Annotated in this window: 19 protein-coding genes; 13 read left to right on the forward strand and 6 right to left on the reverse strand. The window is 74.5% G+C overall.

The annotated features are described in order from the left end of the window. Positions 1-33 precede the first annotated feature (33 nt). Positions 34-1,077 carry an anthranilate synthase component I family protein gene (locus LH044_RS19945; protein ID WP_227757396.1) on the reverse strand — a complete coding sequence of 348 codons (1,044 nt, stop codon included), beginning with the start codon at positions 1,075-1,077 and terminating at the stop codon, positions 34-36. 164 nt (positions 1,078-1,241) lie between these two features. Between LH044_RS19945 and LH044_RS19950 the strand changes: the two genes are divergently transcribed. Then, positions 1,242-2,774, forward strand: coding sequence for an LCP family protein (locus LH044_RS19950; RefSeq protein ID WP_227757397.1), 1,533 nt, complete (start codon positions 1,242-1,244; stop codon positions 2,772-2,774). A gap of 167 nt (positions 2,775-2,941) precedes the next feature. Here the strand turns inward: LH044_RS19950 and LH044_RS19955 are convergent, their stop codons facing one another. Further along, on the reverse strand, positions 2,942-3,919 hold the full coding sequence (locus LH044_RS19955; RefSeq protein WP_227757398.1) for a GDP-L-fucose synthase family protein: 978 nt from the start codon (positions 3,917-3,919) through the stop codon (positions 2,942-2,944). A gap of 132 nt (positions 3,920-4,051) precedes the next feature. Here LH044_RS19955 and LH044_RS19960 point away from each other — a divergent pair, with 132 nt between their 5' ends. From LH044_RS19960 to LH044_RS19990, 7 genes are all read left to right on the forward strand, one after another. Beyond that, the gene (locus LH044_RS19960) at positions 4,052-5,227 is read left to right on the forward strand and encodes a glycosyltransferase family 4 protein (protein ID WP_227757399.1); all 1,176 of its coding nucleotides are present in this window, start codon (positions 4,052-4,054) and stop codon (positions 5,225-5,227) included. Next, positions 5,224-6,366, forward strand: coding sequence for a glycosyltransferase family 4 protein (locus LH044_RS19965; protein WP_227757400.1), 1,143 nt, complete (start codon positions 5,224-5,226; stop codon positions 6,364-6,366). The genes LH044_RS19960 and LH044_RS19965 overlap by 4 nt, the downstream gene beginning before the upstream one ends. Before the next feature lie 37 nt (positions 6,367-6,403). Next, entirely contained in the window at positions 6,404-7,663 is a 1,260-nt protein-coding gene (locus LH044_RS19970) for a glycosyltransferase family 4 protein (RefSeq protein WP_227757401.1), read from the forward strand. Between the two features lie 81 nt (positions 7,664-7,744). Then, on the forward strand, positions 7,745-8,512 hold the full coding sequence (locus tag LH044_RS19975) for a hypothetical protein (protein ID WP_227757402.1): 768 nt from the start codon (positions 7,745-7,747) through the stop codon (positions 8,510-8,512). Position 8,513: 1 nt separating this feature from the next. After that, on the forward strand, positions 8,514-9,530 hold the full coding sequence (locus tag LH044_RS19980) for a nucleotidyltransferase family protein (protein ID WP_227757403.1): 1,017 nt from the start codon (positions 8,514-8,516) through the stop codon (positions 9,528-9,530). A 10-nt stretch (positions 9,531-9,540) separates the two neighbouring features. After that, positions 9,541-10,485 carry an NAD-dependent epimerase/dehydratase family protein gene (locus tag LH044_RS19985; RefSeq protein WP_227757404.1) on the forward strand — a complete coding sequence of 315 codons (945 nt, stop codon included), beginning with the start codon at positions 9,541-9,543 and terminating at the stop codon, positions 10,483-10,485. Positions 10,486-10,635: 150 nt separating this feature from the next. Further along, positions 10,636-11,385 (forward strand): SDR family NAD(P)-dependent oxidoreductase, encoded by a 750-nt coding sequence (locus LH044_RS19990; protein WP_227757405.1) that lies wholly within the window; start codon positions 10,636-10,638, stop codon positions 11,383-11,385. Between the two features lie 21 nt (positions 11,386-11,406). On the opposite strand, the gene cofE is transcribed toward LH044_RS19990, so the two are convergent. Together cofE and cofD are read right to left on the reverse strand one after the other, a co-directional pair. Next, the gene (cofE, locus tag LH044_RS19995) at positions 11,407-12,132 is read right to left on the reverse strand and encodes a coenzyme F420-0:L-glutamate ligase (protein WP_227757406.1); all 726 of its coding nucleotides are present in this window, start codon (positions 12,130-12,132) and stop codon (positions 11,407-11,409) included. A 15-nt stretch (positions 12,133-12,147) separates the two neighbouring features. Then, positions 12,148-13,119 (reverse strand): 2-phospho-L-lactate transferase, encoded by a 972-nt coding sequence (gene cofD / locus LH044_RS20000; protein ID WP_227757407.1) that lies wholly within the window; start codon positions 13,117-13,119, stop codon positions 12,148-12,150. Between the two features lie 52 nt (positions 13,120-13,171). Here cofD and LH044_RS20005 point away from each other — a divergent pair, with 52 nt between their 5' ends. Beyond that, the gene (locus LH044_RS20005; RefSeq protein WP_227757408.1) at positions 13,172-13,660 is read left to right on the forward strand and encodes a hypothetical protein; all 489 of its coding nucleotides are present in this window, start codon (positions 13,172-13,174) and stop codon (positions 13,658-13,660) included. Positions 13,661-13,705: 45 nt separating this feature from the next. Here LH044_RS20005 and gmd read toward each other — a convergent pair whose 3' ends face one another. Beyond that, positions 13,706-14,686, reverse strand: a complete 981-nt coding sequence (gene gmd / locus LH044_RS20010) for a GDP-mannose 4,6-dehydratase (protein WP_227757409.1) — start codon at positions 14,684-14,686, stop codon at positions 13,706-13,708. Positions 14,687-14,845: 159 nt separating this feature from the next. Between gmd and LH044_RS20015 the strand changes: the two genes are divergently transcribed. Together LH044_RS20015 and LH044_RS20020 are read left to right on the forward strand one after the other, a co-directional pair. Next, positions 14,846-15,289 carry a helix-turn-helix domain-containing protein gene (locus LH044_RS20015; protein ID WP_227757410.1) on the forward strand — a complete coding sequence of 148 codons (444 nt, stop codon included), beginning with the start codon at positions 14,846-14,848 and terminating at the stop codon, positions 15,287-15,289. A 4-nt stretch (positions 15,290-15,293) separates the two neighbouring features. Continuing rightward, positions 15,294-16,187: an alpha/beta fold hydrolase gene (locus LH044_RS20020; protein ID WP_227757411.1), complete on the forward strand. Its 894-nt coding sequence runs from the start codon at positions 15,294-15,296 to the stop codon at positions 16,185-16,187. On the opposite strand, the gene LH044_RS20025 is transcribed toward LH044_RS20020, so the two are convergent. Then, positions 16,184-17,089 carry a GDP-mannose 4,6-dehydratase gene (locus tag LH044_RS20025; RefSeq protein ID WP_227757412.1) on the reverse strand — a complete coding sequence of 302 codons (906 nt, stop codon included), beginning with the start codon at positions 17,087-17,089 and terminating at the stop codon, positions 16,184-16,186. The two genes, LH044_RS20020 and LH044_RS20025, sit on opposite strands and share 4 nt — an antisense overlap. A 374-nt stretch (positions 17,090-17,463) precedes the next feature. Here LH044_RS20025 and LH044_RS20030 point away from each other — a divergent pair, with 374 nt between their 5' ends. Continuing rightward, positions 17,464-21,009, forward strand: a complete 3,546-nt coding sequence (locus LH044_RS20030) for a glycosyltransferase (protein WP_227757413.1) — start codon at positions 17,464-17,466, stop codon at positions 21,007-21,009. Beyond that, on the forward strand, positions 21,006-22,499 hold the full coding sequence (locus LH044_RS20035; protein WP_227757414.1) for a DUF5719 family protein: 1,494 nt from the start codon (positions 21,006-21,008) through the stop codon (positions 22,497-22,499). Before LH044_RS20030 ends, LH044_RS20035 begins: the two co-directional genes overlap by 4 nt. Positions 22,500-22,515 lie beyond the last annotated feature (16 nt).

Genomic DNA, 22,515 nt, shown 5'->3' on the forward strand with positions numbered 1-22,515 from the left:
CCTCGAGCCCGTGGCCGCGTCCCGGCCACCCCGTCATCGTGCCGCCTGCGTCCCGGCCGCGACGCGGAGCAGGTTCCGGGCCTTGAGCTCCGTCTCCTCCCACTCGCCGTCGGGATCCGAGTCGATCGTGATGCCGCCCCCGGTGCCGAGGTGCAGGAGGCCGTCCTCGACCCAGAACGTCCGGATGGCGACGTTGAGGTCGCCGACGCCTCGATCGGCGTCCACCCAGCCCACCGCACCGCAGTAGACCCCCCGGGGCGCGGTCTCGAGCTCGTCGATCACCGACAGCGCCGCCAACTTGGGCGCACCGGTCACCGAACCCGGCGGGAACGTGGCGGCGACGACCTCGGGCCACCCCACGCCCTCGCGAAGGCGGCCCTCGACCGTGCTCACGAGGTGGACGAGCCCGGGGTGCTCCTCGACGGCCAGCAGCGACGGCACCGACACGGTGCCCCAGTCGCAGACGCGGCCGAGGTCGTTGCGCACGAGGTCGACGATCATCACGTTCTCGGCCCGGTCCTTCGGCAGCAGCGCCTCGGCCACCGGCGCGGTGCCCTTGATCGGCGAGGACCGCACGACCCGGCCGTCGCGGGACAGGAACCGCTCGGGCGAGGCGCTGGCGACGTGGACCCCGTGGTCGGGCAGCCGCACCACCGCCGAGTACGGGGCCGGGTTGCCCACGGCGAGGGCGGCCCCCAGAGCGGCGATGTCGGTCGTCGTGCCGGGCGCCGGTGCCGGCAGCGGGGCGCTGAGCCGGCGGGTCAGGTTCACCTGGTAGACGTCGCCGGCGCGGATCCGCTCCTTGATCACCTCGACCCCGGCCCGGAACGCGTCGCGGTCGAGGCTCGTCGACCACGAGGACGGGTCCGGCCCGGACCAGGGCAGCCCCGGCCACGGGGTGGCGGGGCGGACCTCGGCGAACCGGGCGCACACCGGCGGACCGGTCGAGGGCAGGACGACGGCCCAGAAGCCCTCCGAGTCGAGCGCGGCCAGGTCCTCGGTCACGTCGAGCAGCCCGGTGCAGAGCCGGCCGCCGACGACCGCCAGCGGCCCGTCGGTGGCGCGCGCCGCGCTCACGACGTCCGACCCGGGGCCGGATCGGTGGCGGGGGCGGCTCCGACCATCGCCGGATCCTACGGCGGGGGCGTCGCCGGGCCCCCAGGGCGTTCCTGAGAGCGCCGCGACGGCGGCGCGCCGGGTGCCCCGGGGTGGTGACCGGCCGCTGCTACGTTCGGTCGATCGTGGCACGGAGGACGCAACCTGGCGCGGGGCGCTGCGAACGCGGCGCCGGACGGCGTGGCCGCACCTGGCCCCAGCGGATCCTGATCGGCGTCAACGCCGTCCTCGTGATCGCGTGCCTGGCCGTCGCCGGCGCCCTCACCAAGGTCCGCACGACGCTCGAGCAGGTCCCCGTCGTCGACGTCGGCGGCGCCCTGTCGGCCCCGGTCGACGTCGAGGAGTCCCGCAACATCCTGATCATCGGCACCGATTCCCACGCCGGCCTCGACAAGTCCGATCCGGTCGTGAAGGGCCGCCTCGACGGCGAGAACCTGGCCGACGTGATCATGATCCTCCGGGTCAACCCGCAGGATGGCACCGCCCGCCTCCTGTCGATCCCGCGCGACACCCGGATCGAGCTGCCCGACGGCTCGATGCAGCGGATCAACGCCGCGATCGGCGGGCCGCAGGGCCCGAAGACGCTGGTCCAGACCATCAAGCGCAACTTCGGCATCTCGATCGACAACTACGTCGAGGTCGACTTCGCCGCCTTCAAGGACCTCGTCGAGGTGCTGGGCGGCGTGCCGGTGTACTTCACGACGCCGGTCCGGGACCGCACGACCGGGCTCTACATCGACACGCCCGGCTGCAAGATGCTCGACCCGGCGCAGTCCCTCGCCTACGCCCGCAGCCGCCACTTCGAGTTCCAGGAGAAGGGGAAGTGGAAGACCGACGGCACCGGTGACCTCGGGCGCATCACCCGGCAGCAGGACTTCATCAAGCGGGCCATGCGCCGGGCCTCGGACCAGGGCATCCGCAACCCCAGCACCGCCACCGGGATGATCGACGCCGCCTCGAACGCCGTCGTCCTCGACGACACGCTCAACGTGGGGACGATCCTCGACCTGCTGAACCAGTTCCGGTCGTTCAACCCCGACGACCTCCTCACCGAGCAGGTGCCCACCGAGGCCGCCCCGCGCGGCGGCGTGGCGTACCAGGAGGTCATCTGGGACCAGGCGATGCCGCTGCTGGTGCCGTTCTGGGCGAGCGGCGGCGACTCCATGCAGCCCAACGCCGTCATCGTCGACGTCCGGGGCTCGTCCAAGGCCGCCGACGCCCTCAAGAGCGTGTCGGACCAGCTCGACCAGGTCGGCTTCGACGCCGAGCCCGTCGAGGCCCGCGGCTCCTCCGGCGCCACGACGATCAGCTACGGCCCGGCCGGCCGGGAGGCGGCGATCCTCCTCGCCCGCCACCTCGGCAACGTCCCGAAGCTGGTCGAGGACGACGAGATCATCGGGTTCCGCGTCGTGCTGAACGTGGGCGGCGACGTGCCGACGGTCCGCCAGGAGGCGCTCCCGGTCGACCAGCTCCCGCCGGGCCTCGCCACGACGACCGTGCCGCAGGGCGACGAGGGCGCGACGACCACGACCGAGCCGGGCACGACCTCGACGGTCGAGGGCAGCACGACGACCACGATCCTCGAGGACGCGCCGGCCGACGCCGCACCGCCCGGGATCGTACCGACCGACCCCGAGAAGGCCGCCGCCTGCCACTGACCGTGGCGAAGGCGCGTCAGCTGACGCGTCCACGACCCATGTCGCCACCGTCCGTGGCGGAGCGGCATCGAGCGGGGGTCCGAGTGCCGGGCGACCCGCCCGGCCGGCGTCCCCACGCAGCGTGGTGGAGACGCGTCAGCTGACGCGCCTCCACCACGCCGAGTGGTCTACGAGGTGCGGGCCTCGGCCTCGTCGCGGTGGGCGACGTACCAGTCGATCGTCCGGCGCAGGCCCTCGCGGAAGGGGACCGAGGCCTCGAAGCCGAAGTACTTCTTCGCCCGGCTCGGGTCGACTCGCCGCCGGGGCTGGCCATCGGGACGGGACGTGTCCCAGCGGACCTCGCCATCGAAGCCGACGAGCTCGGTGATGATCCCGACGAGGTCCCGGATCGGCATCTCCTCGTCGGTGCCGAGGTTGACCGGCTCGCCCTCGTCGTACTGCTCCGAGGCGAGCACGATCGCGTCGGCGGCGTCGTCGACGTAGAGGAACTCCCGGGAGGCGGTGCCCGTCCCCCAGACCTCGATCGCGTCGGCGCCGGACTCCTTGGCGTCGACGCACTTCTTGATCAGGGCGGGGATCACGTGGCTGACTGCCGGGTTGAACTTGTCGCCGGGGCCGTAGAGGTTGGTCGGCATCAGGTAGACCGCCGACTGGCCGTACTGGTCCCGGTTGGCCTGCAGCTGCGTCAGCTGGGCGAGCTTGGCGACGCCGTACGGGGCGTTGGTCTCCTCGGGGTAGCCGTGCCAGAGCGAGTCCTCGCTGAATGGGACCGGCGTGAACTTCGGGTACGAGCAGATCGTGCCGATCATCACGGTCTTGGGCGTGCCGGCCCGGAGCGTGGCGTCGAGCACGTAGGTGCCCATCAGCAGGTTGTCGAGGTAGAGGTCCGACGGCCGCTCCATGTTGGCGCCGATGCCGCCCACCTTGGCCGCCAGGTGCACGACCAGGTCGGGCCGGTGCTGGTCGACCATGGCGTCGGCGTCCTCGCGGCGGCGGAGGTCGAAGTCCTCGGAGGTCGGCGCGGTGATCCGACCGGCGCCCCGTGCCTGCAGCGCGCGCAGGACGGCGGAGCCCAGGAAGCCCCGCCCCCCGGTCACGAGGACGTGCTTGTCACGCCAGAAGTCCAACGCTCGGTCACCGGCCATCGGCCCAACAACCTACGCCATCGCCCCGCCGCCCTCGTGGCGCCGCCGGCGCCCGGCCGGGCCCGCTGCGGCCCCCTCCCGGGCCGCCGACGGTGCGCGGCGGGCCGGCGGACGCGCGGGACAATGGCCGTCGTGCCCGCCGCCGTCCCGTCCCCGCCGCGCCCCGACGGCGCCCAGCCCGGTCCCCGGGTGGCGGTGACGCTCACGCAGCTGTGGCACCGGGTGCCCGGCGGGACCGCCACCTCGGTGCTGGAGCTGGTGGACGCGCTGGCCGCCCGGTCCGACGTGCGCCTGGCCGGGGTCGGGGCCCGGGGCGTGCCGTCCACCTCGGTGACGCTGCCGACCTCGGTGCCGGTGGCGACCCTGCCGCTGCCGGCGACGGTCCTGTACGACTCGTGGGACCGGCTGGGCCGCCCCGCGGTCGAGCCGGTCGTCACCTCGGTGCTCGGCGGCGTCGACGTCGTGCACCTCACGGTGCCGATGGGCCCGCCCCGGTCCCGGGCCGCGCTGGTCGCCACCGTGCACGACCTGTTCCCCCTCAGTCGGCCCGAGTGGTTCACTCGGCGCGGCGTCCGCCTGATGGCGCCGGCCCTGCGGCGGATCCGGGACCACGCGGATGCCGTCGTGGTGCCGTCCCGGTCGGTCGCCGAGGACTGCCGTCGCCACGGTTTCGACCCCGACCGCCTGCACGTCGTCCCGTGGGGCACCCGCCCGGTGACCGCCCCGGCGGACGGCGGGGCGTCGGTCCGGCGCCGCTTCGGGCTCGCCGGGCCCTACGTCCTCTTCGTCGGCACGGTCGAGCCCCGCAAGGGCCTGCCGGTGCTGGCCGACGCGCTGGCCCGCATCGGCCGGGCCGACCTGACCCTGGTCGTCGCCGGGCCGTCGGGCTGGGGTCCCGAGACGGCCCAGCACCTGGCGGCGGTGCCGGGCCCGATCGTCCGCACCGGCTTCGTCGGCGAGGACGAGCTGCTGGCGCTCCGCGCCGGCGCAGCGGCGTGCTGCCTGCCGTCGTGGGCGGAGGGGTTCGGCCTCCCCGCACTCGAGGCGCTCGCCGCCGGTACCCCGCTCGTCACGTCGTCGGGCACGGCCCTGGCCGAGGTGGCCGGCGACGCCGCGGTCCTCGCACCGCCCGGTCGAGCGGACCTGCTCGCCGATGCGCTGCGCTCGGTCCTCGACGACGACGCCCTCGCCGACCGGCTCCGGGAGGCCGGCCCGAAGCGGGCCGCGGGGTTCCGCTGGGAGGACACGGCCGCGGCCTACGCCGAGGTGTACCGGCTCGCCGCCGGAGCCGGGGGGCGACGCCCGTGACGACGAGGGTGCTCGTCAACCTGCTGTGGCTCGTCCCGGGGGTCGTGGGCGGGAGCGAGGAGTCGACAACCGACGCGCTGCGGGCCGTCGGCGACGCGCTCGGGCAGGAGGGCGCGCCCGACGTCGACGTCCACCTGGCGGTGCTCGAGCAGTTCGCCGCCGCGCACCCCGACCTGGCCGACCGCTTCGAGCTGCACGTCCTCGACCAGGACGGGCGCGACAAGCGGCGCAGGGTGCTGGCCGAGCAGACCTGGCTGCCGTCGACCACCCGGACCATCCACGCCGACGTCGTGCACCACGCCGGCGGGGTGCTGCCGCTGCGCCACCCCGGCCGGACGGTGCTCACCGTGCACGACCTGCAGCCGCTCGACATGCCGCAGAACTTCCGGGCGGCCAAGCGGGCCTACATCCGGCTGATGGCCGGTCGCTCGGCGCGCGCCGCCGACGTGGTCACCGTGCCGAGCGAGTTCACCCGCGACCGCGTCGTCGACCTCCTCGGCGTCTCGCCGGGCGACGTCGAGGTGGTGCCCTGGTGGGTGGCGCCGCCCCGCCCGCCCGAGCAGCCCGCCTCGTTCCCGCTGCCGCCGTGGCTCGGCGACGACCCGTTCCTGCTGTACCCGGCCATCACCTATCCCCACAAGCAGCACCTCGTCCTGCTCGACGCGTTCGCGCTGGCGGCGCGGGACCGACCCGACCTGCGCCTGGTCCTGACGGGCGGGGCGGCGGCGGCCGAGGCCGACGTGCTGGCCCGCATCCGCCGCCCCGACCTCGACGGTCGCGTGCTGCGGACCGGTCGCGTGCCGATCGAGCAGCTCGAGTCGCTCTTCGCCGCCACGACCGCCGTCGCCGTCCCGTCCTGCTACGAGGGCTTCGGCCTGCCCGTGCTCGAGGCGATGGTGCGCGGCGTGCCCGTGATCGCCGCCGACGCCGGGTCGCTCCCCGAGGTCGCCCGGCCCGAGGACCTCGTGCCGGCGGAGGATGTGACAGCGTGGGCGACCGCCGTGGAAGCTGTCGTCGACGAGGGGCCCGAGGCCCGGGCCCGTCGCATCGCCGCCGGCCGGGAGCGGGCCGCACGCTTCACGCCCGCCCGCACCGCCGCCGCGCTGCTCGGCGCCTACCGCCGGGCCGCCCCGTCCTGACCCGATCGCCCACGCACCGATCCGCAGCACCGCACGCATGAACATCCTCGTCCTCTGCCCCCACTACGCCCCCGACGTCGCCCCGACCGGCGAGGTGATGACCGCGATCGTCGAGGCGCTGGCGGCGCGGGGCCACCGGATGCACGTCGTGACCGCGCTGCCCTGGTACCGGCACCACGCGGTGGAGGAGGGCTGGACCGGCCGTCCCGCCCGCACCGAGGCGACGCCGTGGGGCTGGATCACCCGGCTGCACCCGTTCCCGACCGACAAGACGAACATCCCGGCGCGGGCCGTCGCGTTCGGCGGGTTCACCGGCATGGCGGCGGTCCGGGGGGCGATGACACGCATCCGGCCCGACGTCGTGATGGTCATGTCGCCGCCGCTGCCCCTCGGCGTGGCCGGCTGGTTGGCGGCGGTCCCGAGGGGCACGCCCTTCGTGTTCAACGTGCAGGACGTGTTCCCCGACGTCGCGGTCGAGCTCGGCGCGATCACCGACCGGCGCGTGATCGCGGTGGCGTCCTGGCTCGAGCGGTTCCTCTACCGCCGGTCCGACGCCGTCACGGTGCTGAGCGAGGACCTGCGCGACAACGTCGCCGCCAAGCTCGGCGGCGCCCGCCCGGAGCGGGTCCACGTCATCCCCAACTTCGTCGACACCGAGCGCATCCGGCCGTCGGCGCCCGACAACGGGTACCGGGACGAGTACGGCCTCACCGGCCGCACGGTCGTGATGTACGCGGGCAACGTCGGCCTGTCGCAGTCGCTCGACCTCGTGGTCGAGGCGGCGCGCCGCTACCGGGACCGCGGCCGCGACGACGTCGTGTTCGTCGTCAACGGCGGCGGCTCGGCGCGCGAGGCGCTGATCGCGTCGGCGGCCGGTCTCGACAACCTGCGCTTCGTCGACATGCAGCCCCGGGAGCGGCTCCCCGAGGTCCTGGCCGCCGGCGACCTGCACCTCGTGCCGCTCAAGACCGGCCTGGCCCGCTCGAGCGTCCCGTCGAAGCTGTACTCGATCCTCGCGGCTGGCCGTCCGGTGCTCGCGAGCGTCGACGCCGGCACCGAGGTGGCGACGACGATCGAGCGCGCCGGCGCCGGCATCTCGGTGGCGCCCGAGGACCCCGATGCCTTCGTCGCGGCCCTCGACGGGCTGCTCGACGACCGCGACCGGATGGCCCGGATGGGGGCGTCGGGCCGGGCGTTCGTCGAGGGCTGGGTGTCGCCGGCGGCCGTCGGTGCGGCCTACGAGCGGCTGTTCGAGTCGGTGCGCCGCGACCGCCTCGCCCGCCGCGCCGGCGGGTGAGCCACACCACCCTCGACGCCTGAGCGCCGGCTGGGGCTGGTTCGGTCCGCACCCCCTCCCGGCGCTACCGTCTACGGCCGTATGGGCAAGGCCTCCTCCTCGAAGAAGATCCGGCGCGTCCAGCAGGCCGGTGTCAGCCGCGCCCCCGGGCAGCGCCGGAACCTGATGTACCCGGCGCTGATCATCGCCATCGTCGTCATCGGCACCGCGCTCGTCCTGATCGCCCGCGACAACCGCCAGGCGACCGCCAGCGAGTCGCCCACGACCCGGGACCACTGGCACGAGGCGTTCGGCATCAACGTGTGCGGCGAGTACCTCGACCCGGCCGCCGACGACGGGCCGGACCGCCTCGGCATCCACACCCACCAGGACGGCCTGATCCACGTCCACCCGTTCGGCGCCGGCGCCTCGGGTGAGAACGCGAACATGCAGGCGTTCTTCGACCAGATCGGCGCCGAGGTGTCCGACGGCACGATGAAACTGTTCGACGGCACCGAGAAGTCCGACGGCCAGGAGTGCGAGGGCAAGAAGGCCGAGCTGGCGCTGTTCGTCTGGCCGCCGCAGGCCAACGACAAGACCGATCCCGAGAAGCTGACCGGCTCCGAGATCAACGAGGCCCGCTTCACCGAGGACGGCGGCGTGTACGTGCTGTCGTTCAACCCGTCGGGCTTCACGCCGCCGCTGCCGCCGTCGGTGAGCGAGTTGGCCAACCCGTCCGACGTCGAGCCCGGCCAGGCCACCGACGAGGGGTTGAACTCGGCCACGTCGACCACGACCCCCGCCTCGTCGACCCCCGCGGAGTCGACCACGACCGCGCCCGCCGAGACCACGACGTCGACGCCGGGCTGACATGAAGGCCGTGATCCTGGTCGGGGGCTTCGGCACCCGGCTCCGCCCGCTGACGCTGAGCGTCCCCAAGCAGATGCTGCCCATGGGCGGCGTCACGATGCTGCAGCGCGTGGTCGAGCACCTCGGCGGCCTGGGCGTCGAAGAGGTCGTGCTGTCGCTCGGCTACCAGCCCGAGGTCTTCCTCCGGGAGTTCCCCGACGGCGAGGTCGCCGGCGTGCCGGTTCGCTACGCGGTCGAGCCCGAGCCGCTCGACACCGGCGGTGCCATCGCCTTCGCGGCACGGGAGGCCGAGATCGACTCCACGTTCCTCGCGCTCAACGGCGACGTCCTCACCGACCTCGACGTCGGCGAGCTCTGGCGGTACCACCGGCAGGCCGGCGGCGCGGCGACGATCGCGTTGACCGAGGTCGAGGATCCGTCCCGCTACGGCGTGGTGCCGCTCGACGGCGACGGGCGCGTCGAGGCGTTCATCGAGAAGCCCGAGCCGGGCACCGCCCCCACGCACTGGATCAACGCGGGCACCTACGTGCTCGAGCCCGAGGTGCTCGACCTGGTGCCGGCGGGAGCTCGCCGCTCGATCGAGCGCGAGATCTTCCCCGAGCTGGTCGCCCAGGGCCGCCTCTACGGGCTGCAGGCGGCGTCGTACTGGATCGACGCCGGCACGCCCGAGGCCTACCTGCAGGCCCACCTCGACCTGCTCGACGGCCTGCGCGGCTCGTTCGAGCCCGCCATCCACGAGTCGGCCCGGATCGACGCCGGCGCGATCGTCAAGCGCTCGGCGATCGGGCCGGGCGTGATCGTCGCCTCGGGCGCCCAGGTCGAGGACTCGGTCGTCATGGCCGGCGCCCGCGTCTCGGCCGGTGCGACGGTGCAGCGGTCGATCGTCGGCGCCCGCTCGGTCGTGGGCGAGAGCTGCGAGCTCACCGACCTGTCGGTCGTGGGGTTCGACGAGGACGTGCCGGCGGGCACCGCCGAGTCGGGAGGGCGGTTCCCACCGCCCACCGAGTGGCCCACCTGAGGGGGATGAGATGAGGGCTCTGGTGACCGGCGGTGCCGGGTTCATCGGTTCGAACCTGGTCGACCGGTTGCTGGCCGAGGGCCACGCCGTCGACGTGGTCGACAACCTGTCGAGCGGCAAGCTCGGCAACCTGGCCGACGCGCGCGCGGACCTGGACCACGAGTTCACGTTCCACCAGATGGACATCTGCGACCCCGCGGTGTCGGAGCTGCTCGAGCGCCGCCGCCCCGAGGTCGTGTTCCACCTCGGCGCGCAGATCGACGTGCGCGTGTCGGTCGCCGATCCGGCGCTCGACGCCCGCATCAACGTGCTCGGCACGCTCAACGTGCTCGAGGGCGCCCGGCGGGCCGGGTCCCGCAAGGTCGTGTTCGCCTCGTCCGGCGGCACGATCTACGGCGACGTCGACCCCGACGACCTCCCGGTCGGCGAGGGCCACTCGCAGCATCCGGTGGCGCCGTACGGCGTGTCCAAGAAGGTCGCGACCGACTACCTCTACGCCTACCGGGAGCTGCACCAGCTCGAGTACACGTCCCTGGCGCTCGCCAACGTGTACGGCCCTCGGCAGGACCCGCACGGCGAGGCAGGCGTGGTGGCGATCTTCGCCGGCAAGCTCCTGGCGGGGGAGGAGTGCACGGTCTTCGGCGACGGGTCCCAGACCCGCGACTACGTGTTCGTGGACGACGTCGTCGACGCCTTCGTCCGCGCCGCCGAGCGGGGCAGCGGGCTGCTCTGCAACATCGGCACCGGCGTCGAGTCCTCGGTCCTCGACCTGTACACGACGATGGCGGCCAACGCCGGCGTCGACGCACCGCCCAAGCACGCCCCCGCCCGCATCGGCGAGCTGCAGCGGTCGTGCCTGGACGCCACCCGGGCGAAGATGCACCTCGGCTGGCAGCCGTTCACCGACCTGGCCGCCGGCACCGCGACGACGCTCGACTGGTTCCGCGACCGCTGATCCCGCGGCCGCCGGGCCGGTGGCGGCGGTCGTCCGCCCGCTGGTGCGCGTCCGGCGGGGCTCTATCATCTGACGGTCCGTCAGGTCGACGGGTGCCGGCGTGGCCGGCGGAGCGCGACGGCGGGCTGCGGTCGCCAGGGGGTGTGCGAGGTGGATCGGTTCGCCGACAAGGTCGTGCTCATCACGGGTGCGGCATCGGGCATCGGTCGGGCGACGGCCGAGCGCCTCGCCGCCGAGGGTGCCACGCTCGCGCTGTCCGACGTGAACGCCGAGGGCCTCGAGGAGACGGCCGACACCTGCCGCGCCGCCGGGTCGAAGGTGTTCTCCGCCGTGTCGAACGTGGCCGACGAGGCCAGCGTCGCCGACCTGGTCGCCTCGGCGGTCGCGGAGCACGGGCGGCTCGACGTCGCGATCAACGTCGCCGGCGTCCTGCACTTCGAGGACCTGCGCCGGACGAAGCTCGAGGACTGGGACCGCATCATCGCCGTGAACCTGACCGGCACGTTCCTGGTGTGCCGCGAGGTCATGGACCACCTGCTCGCCACCGGCGGCAACATCGTGAACACGGCGTCGACCGCCTCGCTGGCCGGCCACCCGTGGGCCGTGTCGTACTCGGCGTCGAAGGGCGGCGTCTACGCGCTGACCCAGTGCCTCGCGGTCGAGTTCGGCAAGCAGGGCGTGCGCTGCAACAGCGTGGCCCCGGGCTCGATCCTCACGCCGATCCAGAACGAGTTCCGGCTGCCCGAGGGCGCCGACATCAAGCTCGTGAACCGCATCACCGCGCTCGACACCCACCGCGGCCCCGAGACCGTCGCCAGCACGATCGCCTTCCTCGCCTCCGACGACGCCGCGCACGTGAACGGCACGTGCGTGAAGGTCGACGGCGGGACCCTCGCCTGACGGTCCCGCCACGGGCGGTCGCTAGCGGAAGAGGTCCTCGGCGGGGGCCCGGACGACGTCGGTCAGCACGCCGCGGCGCTCCTCGGTGCCGTCGTCGCTCACCGGCACGAACACCTCGGGCCCCAGCCCCCGCACCACGGCCATGGGCACGCCGGTCGACTTGCCCATGACGAGCTCGGCGGCGCCGGCGATCTCGTCGACCACCGCCACCTCGGTCACCTGCAGCTCCCGGCCGTAGGCGTCCTGGGTGCCGCGGAGGTCGACGACGGGCACGAGCCCGGCGGAGCCGATCGCGACGTCGGTGACGCCGCGCCGCCAGGTGCGCCCGAACGTGTCCGACACGATCACCCCCACCTCGGTGCCCGTGCGGCCCCGGATGCCGTCGCGGATGCGGCGCGCCGAGCGGTCCGGGTCCTCGGGCAGCAGCGCGGCCCAGCCGTGCTCGACGTTCGACAGGTCGATGCCCGCGTTCGCGCACACGAAGCCGTGACGGGTCTCGGAGATGATGAGATCGCCGCGACGGCGCAGGATGCGCACCGACTCGCGCTCGACCAGCGGCTTGTGCGACAAGGGGTCGTCGGGGTCGACCTCGGCCATCGCGCCCTCGGCCTTCGACACGACCTTCTGGGTCACGACGACGACGTCGCGGGCACGCAGCTCGATCGCGTCGCACACCATGCCGGCCAGGTCCGCGCCCCGCGTGACCTCGGGCAGGCCCCGCACCGGGATGAGCTCGATGCCGTCCACGTCGTCCTCCGTCGGTCAGGCCGCGTCGGTGGCGGCGGCCAGGCAGGTGCGGGCGAGCGCCGCGCCCACCCCGGGCCGGCTCATGATCGTCGGGGCGACGATGCAGCGGACGCCCTCCGCCTCGACGGCGACGGCGAGCTCGGCGTCCTGCTCGTCGACGACGAGCGTCGCCGCGACCTCGGCGTACCAGCGGGCCACGCCGACGACGGTCGGCTCCAGCTCCAGTTCGCGCATGAGGCGGTCGGCGGGGCCTTTCAGCGCGGCGCCACCCACGATCGGGCTGACCGCGACCGTGCGGTCCCGGCGCTCGACCAGCGCCTCGCGGACGCCGGGCACGCCGACCACCGGCTCGATCGACACGATCGGGTTGGACGGGGCGATGACGATCGCCCCGGCGCCCTCGAGCGCGGCGGCGGCCTCGGGGGAGGGCAGCGCGGCGTCGATGCCGTCGTAGCGGACCTCGTCGACGGCCACGTCGTGGTGCTCGCGCACGAAGTACTCCTGGAACGACAGCTCCGCGCCGTCGACGGTGCGGACCCACGTGCGCACCGGGTCGTCTGTGACGGGCACCAGGGAGAGGCCGAGCCCCCACGTCCGGGCGATCTCGCCGGTGACCTCGGTGAGCGTCGCCCCGGCCCGGAGCCGCGACGTCCGGTACAGGTGGGTGCCGAGGTCTCGGTCGCCGAGCGAGAACCAGCCCGCCGCCTCGTCGTCGGCGCCGATCCCGCTGGCCGCGGCGTAGGTCCGGACCTGCTCCATCGCCTGCCACGTCTCGCCGACGAGGCCCCAACCCGTCTCGGGGTTCACGGCGCCGGCCAGCGTGTAGGTGATCGTGTCGAGGTCGGGGCTGACGTGCATCCCGTGGATCACCGAGTCGTCGCCGACGTTGACGACCCCCGTGACGAGCGCAGGGTCGTGGACCTCGAGCAACCCGCGCAGGAAGCGCGCCGCCCCCACGCCGCCGCACAGCACCGCCACCCGGGTCATCGCCGGACCCTATCGTCGGGCGGCGAGCAGCGGGGACGAGGGAGGAGCGCCCGTGCGCACGGTGACGGCCCCGGACGGGACGGAGCACACGATCAGGATCGAGTGGATCGGCAACCGCCTGCGGCGGGCACCGGCCGACCTGCGCCGACGGATGCGGGCGACGTGGCGGCGATCGGACGCACTCGACGTGGCCGACGGCTGCATGCACCTCGACGACCTCTTGCTCGGGGTGCTGGTGCTCGTCGGCATCCTGCTCTTCGTGTTCGTGCTCGCACCCACGTTGTTCGGGCTCGTCGAGGCCCTGGTGGTCGTCGTGCTCGCCGCGGGGATCTGGGCCCTCCGGGTGCTGTTCGGACGGCCGTGGCGCGTCACCGTGCGCGGCCCGGCGGACGTCCTGGAGGCCGAGCGCCTGGTGGTCGGCTGGCGCCGGGCCCACGCGACGATGGTCGACGCCGCCGACGAGGTGGCGCGATCGGGCACGGCGCGGCTGGCGCTGCACCCCGGCGACGGGGTCCTGCCCGGCGAGCCCGGTTCCGGTTGATGCCCGGCGTCGATCGGGCGAGGTGTCAGCTGATCGGGCCCGGCGTCAGCTGATCGGGCCGAGCCGACCCGAGAGCAGGTCGATGTCGGCGTCGACCATCATCGTCACGAGGTCCTCGAAGGCGACGGTCGGCGTCCAGCCGAGGACCTTCTCGGCCTTGGCCGGCGTGCCGATCAGCAGGTCGACCTCGGCCGGGCGGTAGAACGCCTCGTCGATCACGACGTACTGCTCGTAGTCCAGGCCGACGTGTCCGAACGCGACCTCGCAGAAGCGTCGCACCGAGTGGGTCTCGCCGGTCGCGACGACGTAGTCGTCGGGAGCGTCCTGCTGCAGCATGAGGTACATGGCGCGGACGTAGTCGCCGGCGAAGCCCCAGTCGCGCTCGGCCTCGAGGTTGCCGAGCCGCAGCTCGCTCGCCGTGCCGAGCTTGATCTTGGCGACCGTGTTGGAGATCTTCCGGGTCACGAACTCGAGCCCGCGGCGCGGTGACTCGTGGTTGAAGAGGATGCCGCTCGACGCGTGGAGGTCGTAGCTCTCGCGGTAGTTGACGGTGATCCAGTGGCCGTACTGCTTGGCGACGCCGTACGGGGAGCGGGGGTAGAAGGGCGTGTCCTCCGACTGCGGGACCTCGACGACCTTGCCGAACATCTCGGAGCTGGACGCCTGGTAGAAGCGGATGTCGGGGTCGACGATCCGGATCGCGTCGAGCAGCCGGGTCACCCCCAGGCCGGTGACGTCGCCGGTCAGCACCGGCTGGCTGAAGCTCGTCTGGACGAAGCTCTGCGCAGCCAGGTTGTAGACCTCGGTCGGCCGGTGCGTCCGGAGCAGGTCGATCAGGCTGGCCTGGTCGAGGAGGTCGCCGGGCACGGTCGCGATGCGGTCCTGCAGGTGGGCGATCCGCTCGAACGTGACGGTCGAGGAGCGGCGGACCATGCCGATCACCTCGTAGCCCTCGTCGAGGAGGAGCTCGGCGAGGTACGAGCCGTCCTGGCCGGTGATGCCGGTGATGAGCGCACGCTTGGTCATGGCTCTGTTCTACGCTGCGGGGCACCGCAGGGTCTGCATACTGGGTTGACACGTTCGCCGTCCGACCGGTGCCGCCCGTCACGCCCGCGGCGTCGCCAGCTCTCCCTCCCCACGACCGTGCCCTCGATCCCGTCCCTCCCCAGCCCGACCCCCGGTCCCGTGCCGGAGCGCCTGGGCGACCGCATCGGCTGGCTGCGCACCGCGCTCGGCCTGACGCAGGCGGAGCTGGCGGCGCGAGTCGCGATCTCCCGGGTGGCGCTGTCGAACCTGGAGTCGGGCCGGAGCGTGCCGGGGGAGCGGACGGTCACCCTGCTGGCGGGTGTCTTCCACCTGGAGCCGCTCGAGCTGGTCGACGGGACGGCCTATCCGGCGTCGAAGGCGGAGCGCCTCCCGGCGGTCACCGCCCGCCACACCGAGCTGGAGCTGCAGCTCGCGCTCCTCGACCGGGACCTCCGGTGGCTCGAGGGGGCGCCTGCCGGCGTCGCCGCCCGGGTCACGTCGGAGTGGCGCCAGCGCCTCGCGGAGCTGGCGCCCATGGCCACCTCGGTCCGCGACGTCGCCGCGCTCGAGGACGCCCGCCGCCGCGTCGCCGATGTCGCCTGACGCCGTGACGGCCCCCGCCGCCGGGGCGCCGGAGACCGATCCCGCCGCGGGCGGGGCGATGAGCTGGCGCATCGAGCGAGTGGCCACCCGTGACGGTCGTGAGCTGTACCTCGAGCGCCGCGACAGCACCGAGCCCGGACGCCCCACCGTCGTGTTCGAGGCCGGCATGGGCATGTCGCACCACACGTGGGGTGCCGTCGTGGCGCGCGTCGCGCCGGTCGTCGCGACGGCGGCCTACGACCGCAGCGGCCTCGGGCGCAGCGCCGCCGACCCCGGGCCGCGCCCGCTGGCCCGCCTGGCCGACGACCTCGTCGACGTCCTCGACCACCTCGGCGACGGGCCGTTCGTCCTCGTCGGCCACAGCTGGGGTGGGCCGATCATCCGCCGGGCCGCCGAGTCGGTGCCCGAGCGCATCGCCGGCCTCGTGCTGGTCGACGTGACCGACGAGACCTGCGACCTGTTCTTCAGCCGGTCGACCGAGGTCCAGACCCGGCTGATGCTGCCGCTGCTGCCCGTCGTGGCCCGGACCGGGGCGCTGCGACGGCCGATCGACCGCCTGGCCGCGATGCTGCCGGAGCCGTCGGCCAGCGGCATGCGGCGCGACGACGGCACGGTCGCCGCGGCCCGGGCGCAGCAGGCCGAGCTCCGCGGCCACATCGCCGACCTGCGCGAGCTGCTCGAGCGCCCACCGGCGCTGCCCGACGTGCCGGTCACGTACGTCTCCGGCACGTCGGCCTCGAGGATGGAGGCGACGCGCCGCCCGGCGCTGCTCGAGGCCCACCGTGCGGCGGCCGCTGCGCTGCCTCGGGGCCGGTTCGTCGGGGCCGAACGGTCCTCGCACCACGTCCCGTTCACCGAGCCCGACCTCGTCGCGGCCGAGGTGCTGCGGATCGTCTAGGTGCGGATGCGACGGCGCTGGTCGTCGAGCAGGTCGCGGAGCGTGTCCTCGAGCGGGATCTCGGGCGTCCATCCGGTGTCGGTGCGGATCCGCGAGTTGTCGCCGAGCAGCACCGGGATGTCGACCGGCCGCTCGAGCTCGGGATCGGTGACGAGCTCCATCGGGATCGTCGCGAGCGAGATGAACTCGTCGGCCAGCGCCTGCACGGCGATCGCCCGCCCGCTGCAGACGTTGTAGACCTGGCCGGCCGAGCCGTGCTCGACGAGCAGCCGGTAGGCCCGCACGACGTCGCGGACGTCGGTGAAGTCGCGCTGCGGGCTGAGGTTGCCGACCTTCACCTTGGACTCGCCGCTGGCCTCGTTCGTCGCCACGCGCTCCGCCAGCGCGGCGGCGACGAAGCGGTTGCTCTGGCCGGGTCCGAGGTGGTTGAACGGGCGGGCCCGCACGACGCCCTGGCCGTAGCCGAGGTGGGCCTGCACGGCCACGTGGTCGGCGGCGGCCTTCGACGCGGCATAGGGGCTCACCGGCCGCATCTCGAGCTGCTCGGTGATCGGGAGGTCCTCGGCCGAGACCTTCCCGTAGACGTCGGCCGAGCCGACCGTGAGCACGCGCTCGACGCCCGACTCCCGCGCCGCCCACAGCACGTTGAGCGTGCCCTCGGCGTTGGAGCGGAACGTCGCCTGCGGGGTGGACCACGATCCCCCGACGTCGCTGGCGCCGGCGAGGTGGTACACGACCTCGGGCCGGCGGCGCCGGAACGCATCGAGCAGGGCCGGCGCGTCGGTGATGTCGAGCCCGTCGGTCGAGCGGTCGGTCGTGAGGACCTCGTCGCCCTCGGCCTCGAGGTGGGCCGCCAGGTGGTGGCCGACGAAGCCGCCGGCGCCCGTGATCAGCGCCTTCATCGGGTCGGCTCCGGCTGCGGGGCCGTGGGGTCGGTGCGCATCGCCGGTCACTCTATTGGCTGGCCGCGAGCGCCCGGGCGGGCCCGCGCCGCAGCGAGCCGGACCGCCCGGTCGCACCCGCCGCATGAACCCGAGGTGGCGGGGGCCCCGCACTACGATCGCCCCTCGTCCGACAGTGCCGGCCGCCGCCCTCGACGGCGCGCGCCGGAACCCCAGGAAAGGCCAGCCCGATCCCCTCCAACCCTCCACGCCCCGGAACGAACGATCCGAGTCCCGACGGGGACGAGGGCGCCGCCGGCACGGCCGATCCGGTCGACGGCGATCCGGTCGGCACGGCGGCATCGACCGACGAGGGTCCAGACCCCGAGCCGGGCGTGACCGAGGACGCCGAGCCGGGCGGGACGGGGTCCGAGCAGCACGAGCCCGACGAGGCTGACGTGTCCGACGCGTCCGACGCGTCCGACGTGTCCGACGAGCCCGACGAGGAGCCCGAGGGACCCGATCCCGAGCCGGACCGGGAGCCGGAGGAGCCAGCGGCCGATCCCGAGCCGGACCAGGAGCCGGAGGGGCCCGAGGGCGAGCCGGACCTCGAGCCGGACCTCGAGCCGGACCTCGAGCCGGAGGGACCCGGGGCCGAGCCCGACCAGCCGGCGTCCGGGCCCGACGACGAGCCGATCGGCCCGGCCCCGTTCGAGCAGGAGTTCCAGGCCGACACCGACGAGGACGCGGCCGAGGACGCCAAGTGGGGCCTGTCGGACGACAGCCCGATCGTCGGCGTCGGCGCACCGCCGGTCGTGGCCGTGCTCGTCACCCGTGACCCCGGCAGCTGGTTCGAGGCGACGCTCGAGTCCATCGCGGACCAGGACTACGAGAACCTGTCGCTGCTCGTCGTGGACAACGGCTCCACGCACGACCCGACGGGGCGGGTCGCCGACGTCCTGCCGTCGGCCTTCGTGCGGCGCCTGGCCGAGGACCGCGGCTTCTCCGCCGCGGCCAACGAGGCGCTCGTGTCGGTCGAGGGCGCACCGTTCCTCCTCTTCCTCCACGACGACGTGCGCCTCCGACCCGACGCGGTGACGGCGATGGTGGCCGAGGCGTTCCGGGCCAACGCCGGCGTGGTCGGCGCCAAGCTCGTCGACTGGGACGACGAGGACGTGCTCCGCTCGGTCGGCCTCGCCGTCGACGCCTTCGGGGCCTCGGCGCCCCTCGTCGACCCCGGCGAGCTCGACCAGTCCCAGCACGACAGCGCCCGCAACGTGTTCGCGGTGTCGAGCGCGTGCATGCTCGTCCGGTCCGACCTGTTCAGCGCGATGGGCGGCTTCAGCACCGAGATCCCGTTCTTCGGCGAGGACGTCGACCTGTGCTGGCGGGCCCACACCGCCGGCGCATCGGTGCAGTTCTGCCCGCGCGCGACGGTGGCGCACCGCGAGCGGTTCGGCGACCGCCGGGACGTCGAGTCCCGCACCCGCTACGAGACGCGCCACGAGGCGCGCATGGTGCTGGCCAACACCGAGCTGCGGCGCTGGTGGTGGACGGTGCCGGTCGGCATCCTGCTCGGCCTCGTCGACCTGGCCGGCTCCGCGCTGCTGGCCCGCTTCCGCCACTGCGGCGACGTGATCGCCGCCGGGTTCTGGAACGTGGTCCACCTCCCCGACCTGGTGCGGGCCAGGGCCCGGGTCCGCAGGGCGCGCCGGGTCCACGACGCCGACTACCGCACCCTGTTCCACCGGGGCAGCTACCGGCTGCGCTCCCTCGTGCGGACCGAGGAGGGCGAGGGCCGCCTGGCCGCAGCGACGCGCTCGGGTCGAGTCGCGCTCGCCGACATGACGTCGGTGACGAGCCGCGCCGCCGCCGGCCTCATCATCGCCACGATCCTCGTCGGCGTGATCGGCGCCCGCCACCTCATCACGGGCCCGCTGCCGGTGATGAGGGAGCTCGTCAGCGGCGGGCGCAGCGCGCCCGACCTGCTGTCGGAGTGGTGGACGGCCTGGCGCGGGGCGGGGCTCGGCGAGGGCTCGGTGCCGGTCGGCCTCGTGCCCGCCTTCGGCGGCCTCGGCACGATCCTCCTCGGCTCGATCGGGCTTGCCCGACGGCTGCTCATCCTCCTGCCGCTGCTCGTCGGCGCGGTCGGCGGGTGGAAGCTGCTCTCGGGCACGCGCTCGATCCGCGGCCGCTCGGCCGCGGTCGCCGTCTACGCGCTCAACCCGATCGCGCTGAACGCCCTGGCGACGGGACGGCTGCAGGCGCTCGTCGCGTACGCCGCAGCCCCGTGGCTGCTGCGCCGCATCGCCCGCCGTGCGCACGTCGCGCCGTTCTCCGAGGTGGACCGACCGTCCGAGGGCTGGGTCCGCCACCTGGCCGGCAACGGCCTCATCCTCGGTGCCGTCGGGTGCGTCAGCCCCCTCGGGTCGTTGCTGCTCGCCGTCACCGTGTCGCTGTTCGCGGTCGGCCCGTGGATCGGCGGCGACCGCAGCCGGGCCTCGCGCCTGCCGGTCGCGGCGTTCGGCGGGCTCCTGTTCAGCGTGCCGCTGCAGCTGCCGTGGCTCGTCGAGTCGATCACCAGCGGCGACGCTGCGTCGCTCACGGGCCTCTGGGACAGCCGGACCGCGGTGCCGTCGGCCTCGGACCTCGTCACCGGCAGCATCGGCCCGGTGCAGACCGGTTGGCTCGGCTGGGGCATCGTGATCGCCGCCCTCGTGCCGCTCGTGACCGGGCGCTCGTGGCGGCTCGGCTGGGCCGTGGCGGGCTGGGTCGTCGCCCTGGTCGCCTTCGCCGGCACCTCCGTGCTCGCCTCGACCGGCCTGGTCGGCGGTGCCGGCGTCGCGCTGTTCCTGGTGCCGGCCGCGCTCGGCATGGCCCTGGCGGTGGCGATGGGGCCGTTGGCGTTCGAGCACGACGTGGTCAGCGGCGACTTCGGCCTCGGGCAGGTGGCGTCCGGCGTCGGCATCCTGGCGCTCGTCATCGGCCTGCTGCCCGTCGTGTTCGCGGCGCCCGAGGGCCGCTGGTACCTGCCCGAGGGCGACTACCAGCGGGCCCTGGACCTGGTCGACCGGGGCGATGCGACGCGCACCCTGTGGATCGGCGATCCCGACGTGCTGCCGGTGTCGGGGTGGACGCTGCCGGGTGCAGACGACCTGGCCTTCGGCGTGACCGAGGGCAACCTCCCGACCGTCACCCAGCGCTACCGGCTGGACGGCGGCGACGGCGTGGCCCACCTCCGGCAGGCGGTCGACGCCGCGCTGCGCGGGCGGACGTCGCGGCTCGGCCAGCTGCTGGCGCCGATGGGCATCCGCTACGTGCTCCTGATCGACCGGCCGGCGCCCGAGCCGTTCTCCCCGGTCGAGGTGCCGCTGCCCCGGGGCACCCTGGCGGCGTTCGAGGAGCAGCTGGACCTGACGCAGATCCCGGTCGCGCCCGGTGCCGAGCTCTACGAGGTGCAGGCCCCGTGGCCGCTGCGCGCCGACATCACCGAGCTGGACCTGCCCGAGGGCGGCGTGCCCACCGCCGCCGGCCAGCTGCTGCTGCCGCCCGCCGACCCGCCCGCCGTGCTCGGGCGCGGTCCGGGGACGTCGTTCTCCGGTGAGATCGAGGACGGCACCGTCGTCGCCCAGGCGGTGACCGCCGACGGCGGCTGGTCGCTCGTCAGCGGCTCGTCCACCGCGGCGCGGTCGTCGCTCTTCGGGTGGGCGCAGCAGTTCGACGTCGATCGCGGCGGCGACGCCACGTTGTCGTGGTCCACGCCGGTCGTGTCCCGCGTGCTGCAGGCGGTGCAGGTGCTCGCCCTGCTGGTCCTGATCGTCGTGGCCGGCCGCCGCCGGCGTCTCGCCCCGGCCCGCCCGCGGCGGACGATCCGACGCGGGCCGCCGGTGGTGGTCGTGACGCCCGAGGACCCGGCGCCGTCCGCGGAGGAGGTCCGATGAGGCCGGCACGTCTCGCCGTCCTGACCGTCGTCGTCCTCGCCCTCGTCGGCCTCGCCGCTGCGTGGGGCGGTCGCGACGAGCCAGAGGCGGCCGCCATCGACCGGGCGCCGGTCCCGGCCGTCCGCGCCGACGGCGACCTGCCGGTCACCTGGTACTGCGCCGCCGGCACCGCCGCGGTGCCGACGCGCCACTTCCTCTACCTATCGAACCCCGACGGCGACGCCACCACCGCCCGCATCACCGGCTACACCGCGGCGGGGGCGACCCCGCCGCGCGACGTCGAGGTGCCGCCGGGCGGCCCGCTGCCCGTCGACGTCGGCGCGCTCGTCGGCGACCCCACCGCGTCGGTGCTCGTGCAGTCCCCGAACCCGCAGCTCACCGTCGACCACCAGCTCGTCGCCGAGGGCTACGGCGACCGGGCCGCCTGCGTCGGCTCGACGTCGGGGGAGTGGCACTTCCCCTCGTTGTCGACGACCCGCGACGCCGGTGCCCGGCTCACGCTGTTCAACCCGTTCCCCGGCGACGCCGGCGTCGACGTCGAGATCGGCTTCGACACGGGCACCCGCGTGCCCACGTCGGTCAACGGCGTCGTGGTCCCCGCCGGCACGGTGAAGGTCATCGACCTCGGCCAGCAGGGCATCGCCGAGCGCCGCGACCAGTTCACCGCCGTCGTGCGGTCCCGGTCCGGCCGGGTGCTGGCGGAGGTGGCCCAGACGTGGGACGGCTCGGTCGGCCCGGAGGGCCTGCAGCTGGCGGGCGGCGTCCCCGAGCCCCAGGAGCGGTGGGCCTTCGCCGGGGGCTTCACGGGGGCCGGCGCGGCCGAGCGCCTCGTCCTCGAGAACCCGGGCGACGCGCGCGCCAACGTCCTCGTCCAGGTCACGCCCTACGGCGGGGCGTCGGCCCCGCCCGAGCCGCTCGAGGTCGCCGTGGAGCCCCGCCGCTACGCGGTGGTCGACCTGTCGGCCGAGAGCCGCATCCCGGGTGTCGGCTACCACTCGATCGAGGTCGAGTCGGACCACCCGGTCGTCGCGGCCCGCACGAGCTCGCTGACCGGCGGCCCCGATCCGTCGCCCGACCCGGCCGTGCTGGTCCGCCCGGCGCTCACCAGCGGGGTCGCCATCTCCAACGGGACGCCGGTGCTGGCCCGCACGTGGGTGGTGCCGTCGATCGACGCCGGGCGGGACCCGGCGCCGGTCGTGCTCGTCCACAACCCGGGCGAGGGCATCGCCAAGGTCACGCTGACCGCCGTCGCCGCCGGCGCCGAGACCGAGCTGACCGGGGCCACCGACCTCGAGGTCGCCCCCGGCGACAGCGTCGCCGTGCCGCTGGCCGCCGCGGGCGCGGCGCCGGAGATCACCGTGCGGGTCTCGGCCAGCGAGCCGGTGGTCGTCGAGCGCATCACGGTGTTCGACCCTGACGACGACCTGGCGTTCGACCTGGCCGTCCCGGTCCACACGGCCGGCGAGCCGCTCCGCGGCCTGGGCGGCTGACGGCGCCGACGTGAGC

This window comes from Dermatobacter hominis, assembly GCF_020715685.1.
GTDB classification, from domain to species: Bacteria; Actinomycetota; Acidimicrobiia; order Acidimicrobiales; family Microtrichaceae; genus Dermatobacter; species Dermatobacter hominis.

What these genes read in the sequence shown, in the direction of transcription:
- LH044_RS19985 (WP_227757404.1), top strand. Translation starts at nt 9,541, where the DNA reads ATGAGGGCTCTGGTGACCGGCGGTGCCGGGTTCATCGGTTCGAACCTG.
- LH044_RS19975 (WP_227757402.1), top strand. Translation starts at nt 7,745, where the DNA reads ATGGGCAAGGCCTCCTCCTCGAAGAAGATCCGGCGCGTCCAGCAGGCC.
- LH044_RS19980 (WP_227757403.1), top strand. Translation starts at nt 8,514, where the DNA reads ATGAAGGCCGTGATCCTGGTCGGGGGCTTCGGCACCCGGCTCCGCCCG.
- cofD (WP_227757407.1), bottom strand. Translation starts at nt 13,119, where the DNA reads ATGACCCGGGTGGCGGTGCTGTGCGGCGGCGTGGGGGCGGCGCGCTTC.
- LH044_RS20035 (WP_227757414.1), top strand. Translation starts at nt 21,006, where the DNA reads ATGAGGCCGGCACGTCTCGCCGTCCTGACCGTCGTCGTCCTCGCCCTC.
- LH044_RS19970 (WP_227757401.1), top strand. Translation starts at nt 6,404, where the DNA reads ATGAACATCCTCGTCCTCTGCCCCCACTACGCCCCCGACGTCGCCCCG.
- LH044_RS19955 (WP_227757398.1), bottom strand. Translation starts at nt 3,919, where the DNA reads ATGGCCGGTGACCGAGCGTTGGACTTCTGGCGTGACAAGCACGTCCTC.
- gmd (WP_227757409.1), bottom strand. Translation starts at nt 14,686, where the DNA reads ATGACCAAGCGTGCGCTCATCACCGGCATCACCGGCCAGGACGGCTCG.
- LH044_RS20025 (WP_227757412.1), bottom strand. Translation starts at nt 17,089, where the DNA reads ATGAAGGCGCTGATCACGGGCGCCGGCGGCTTCGTCGGCCACCACCTG.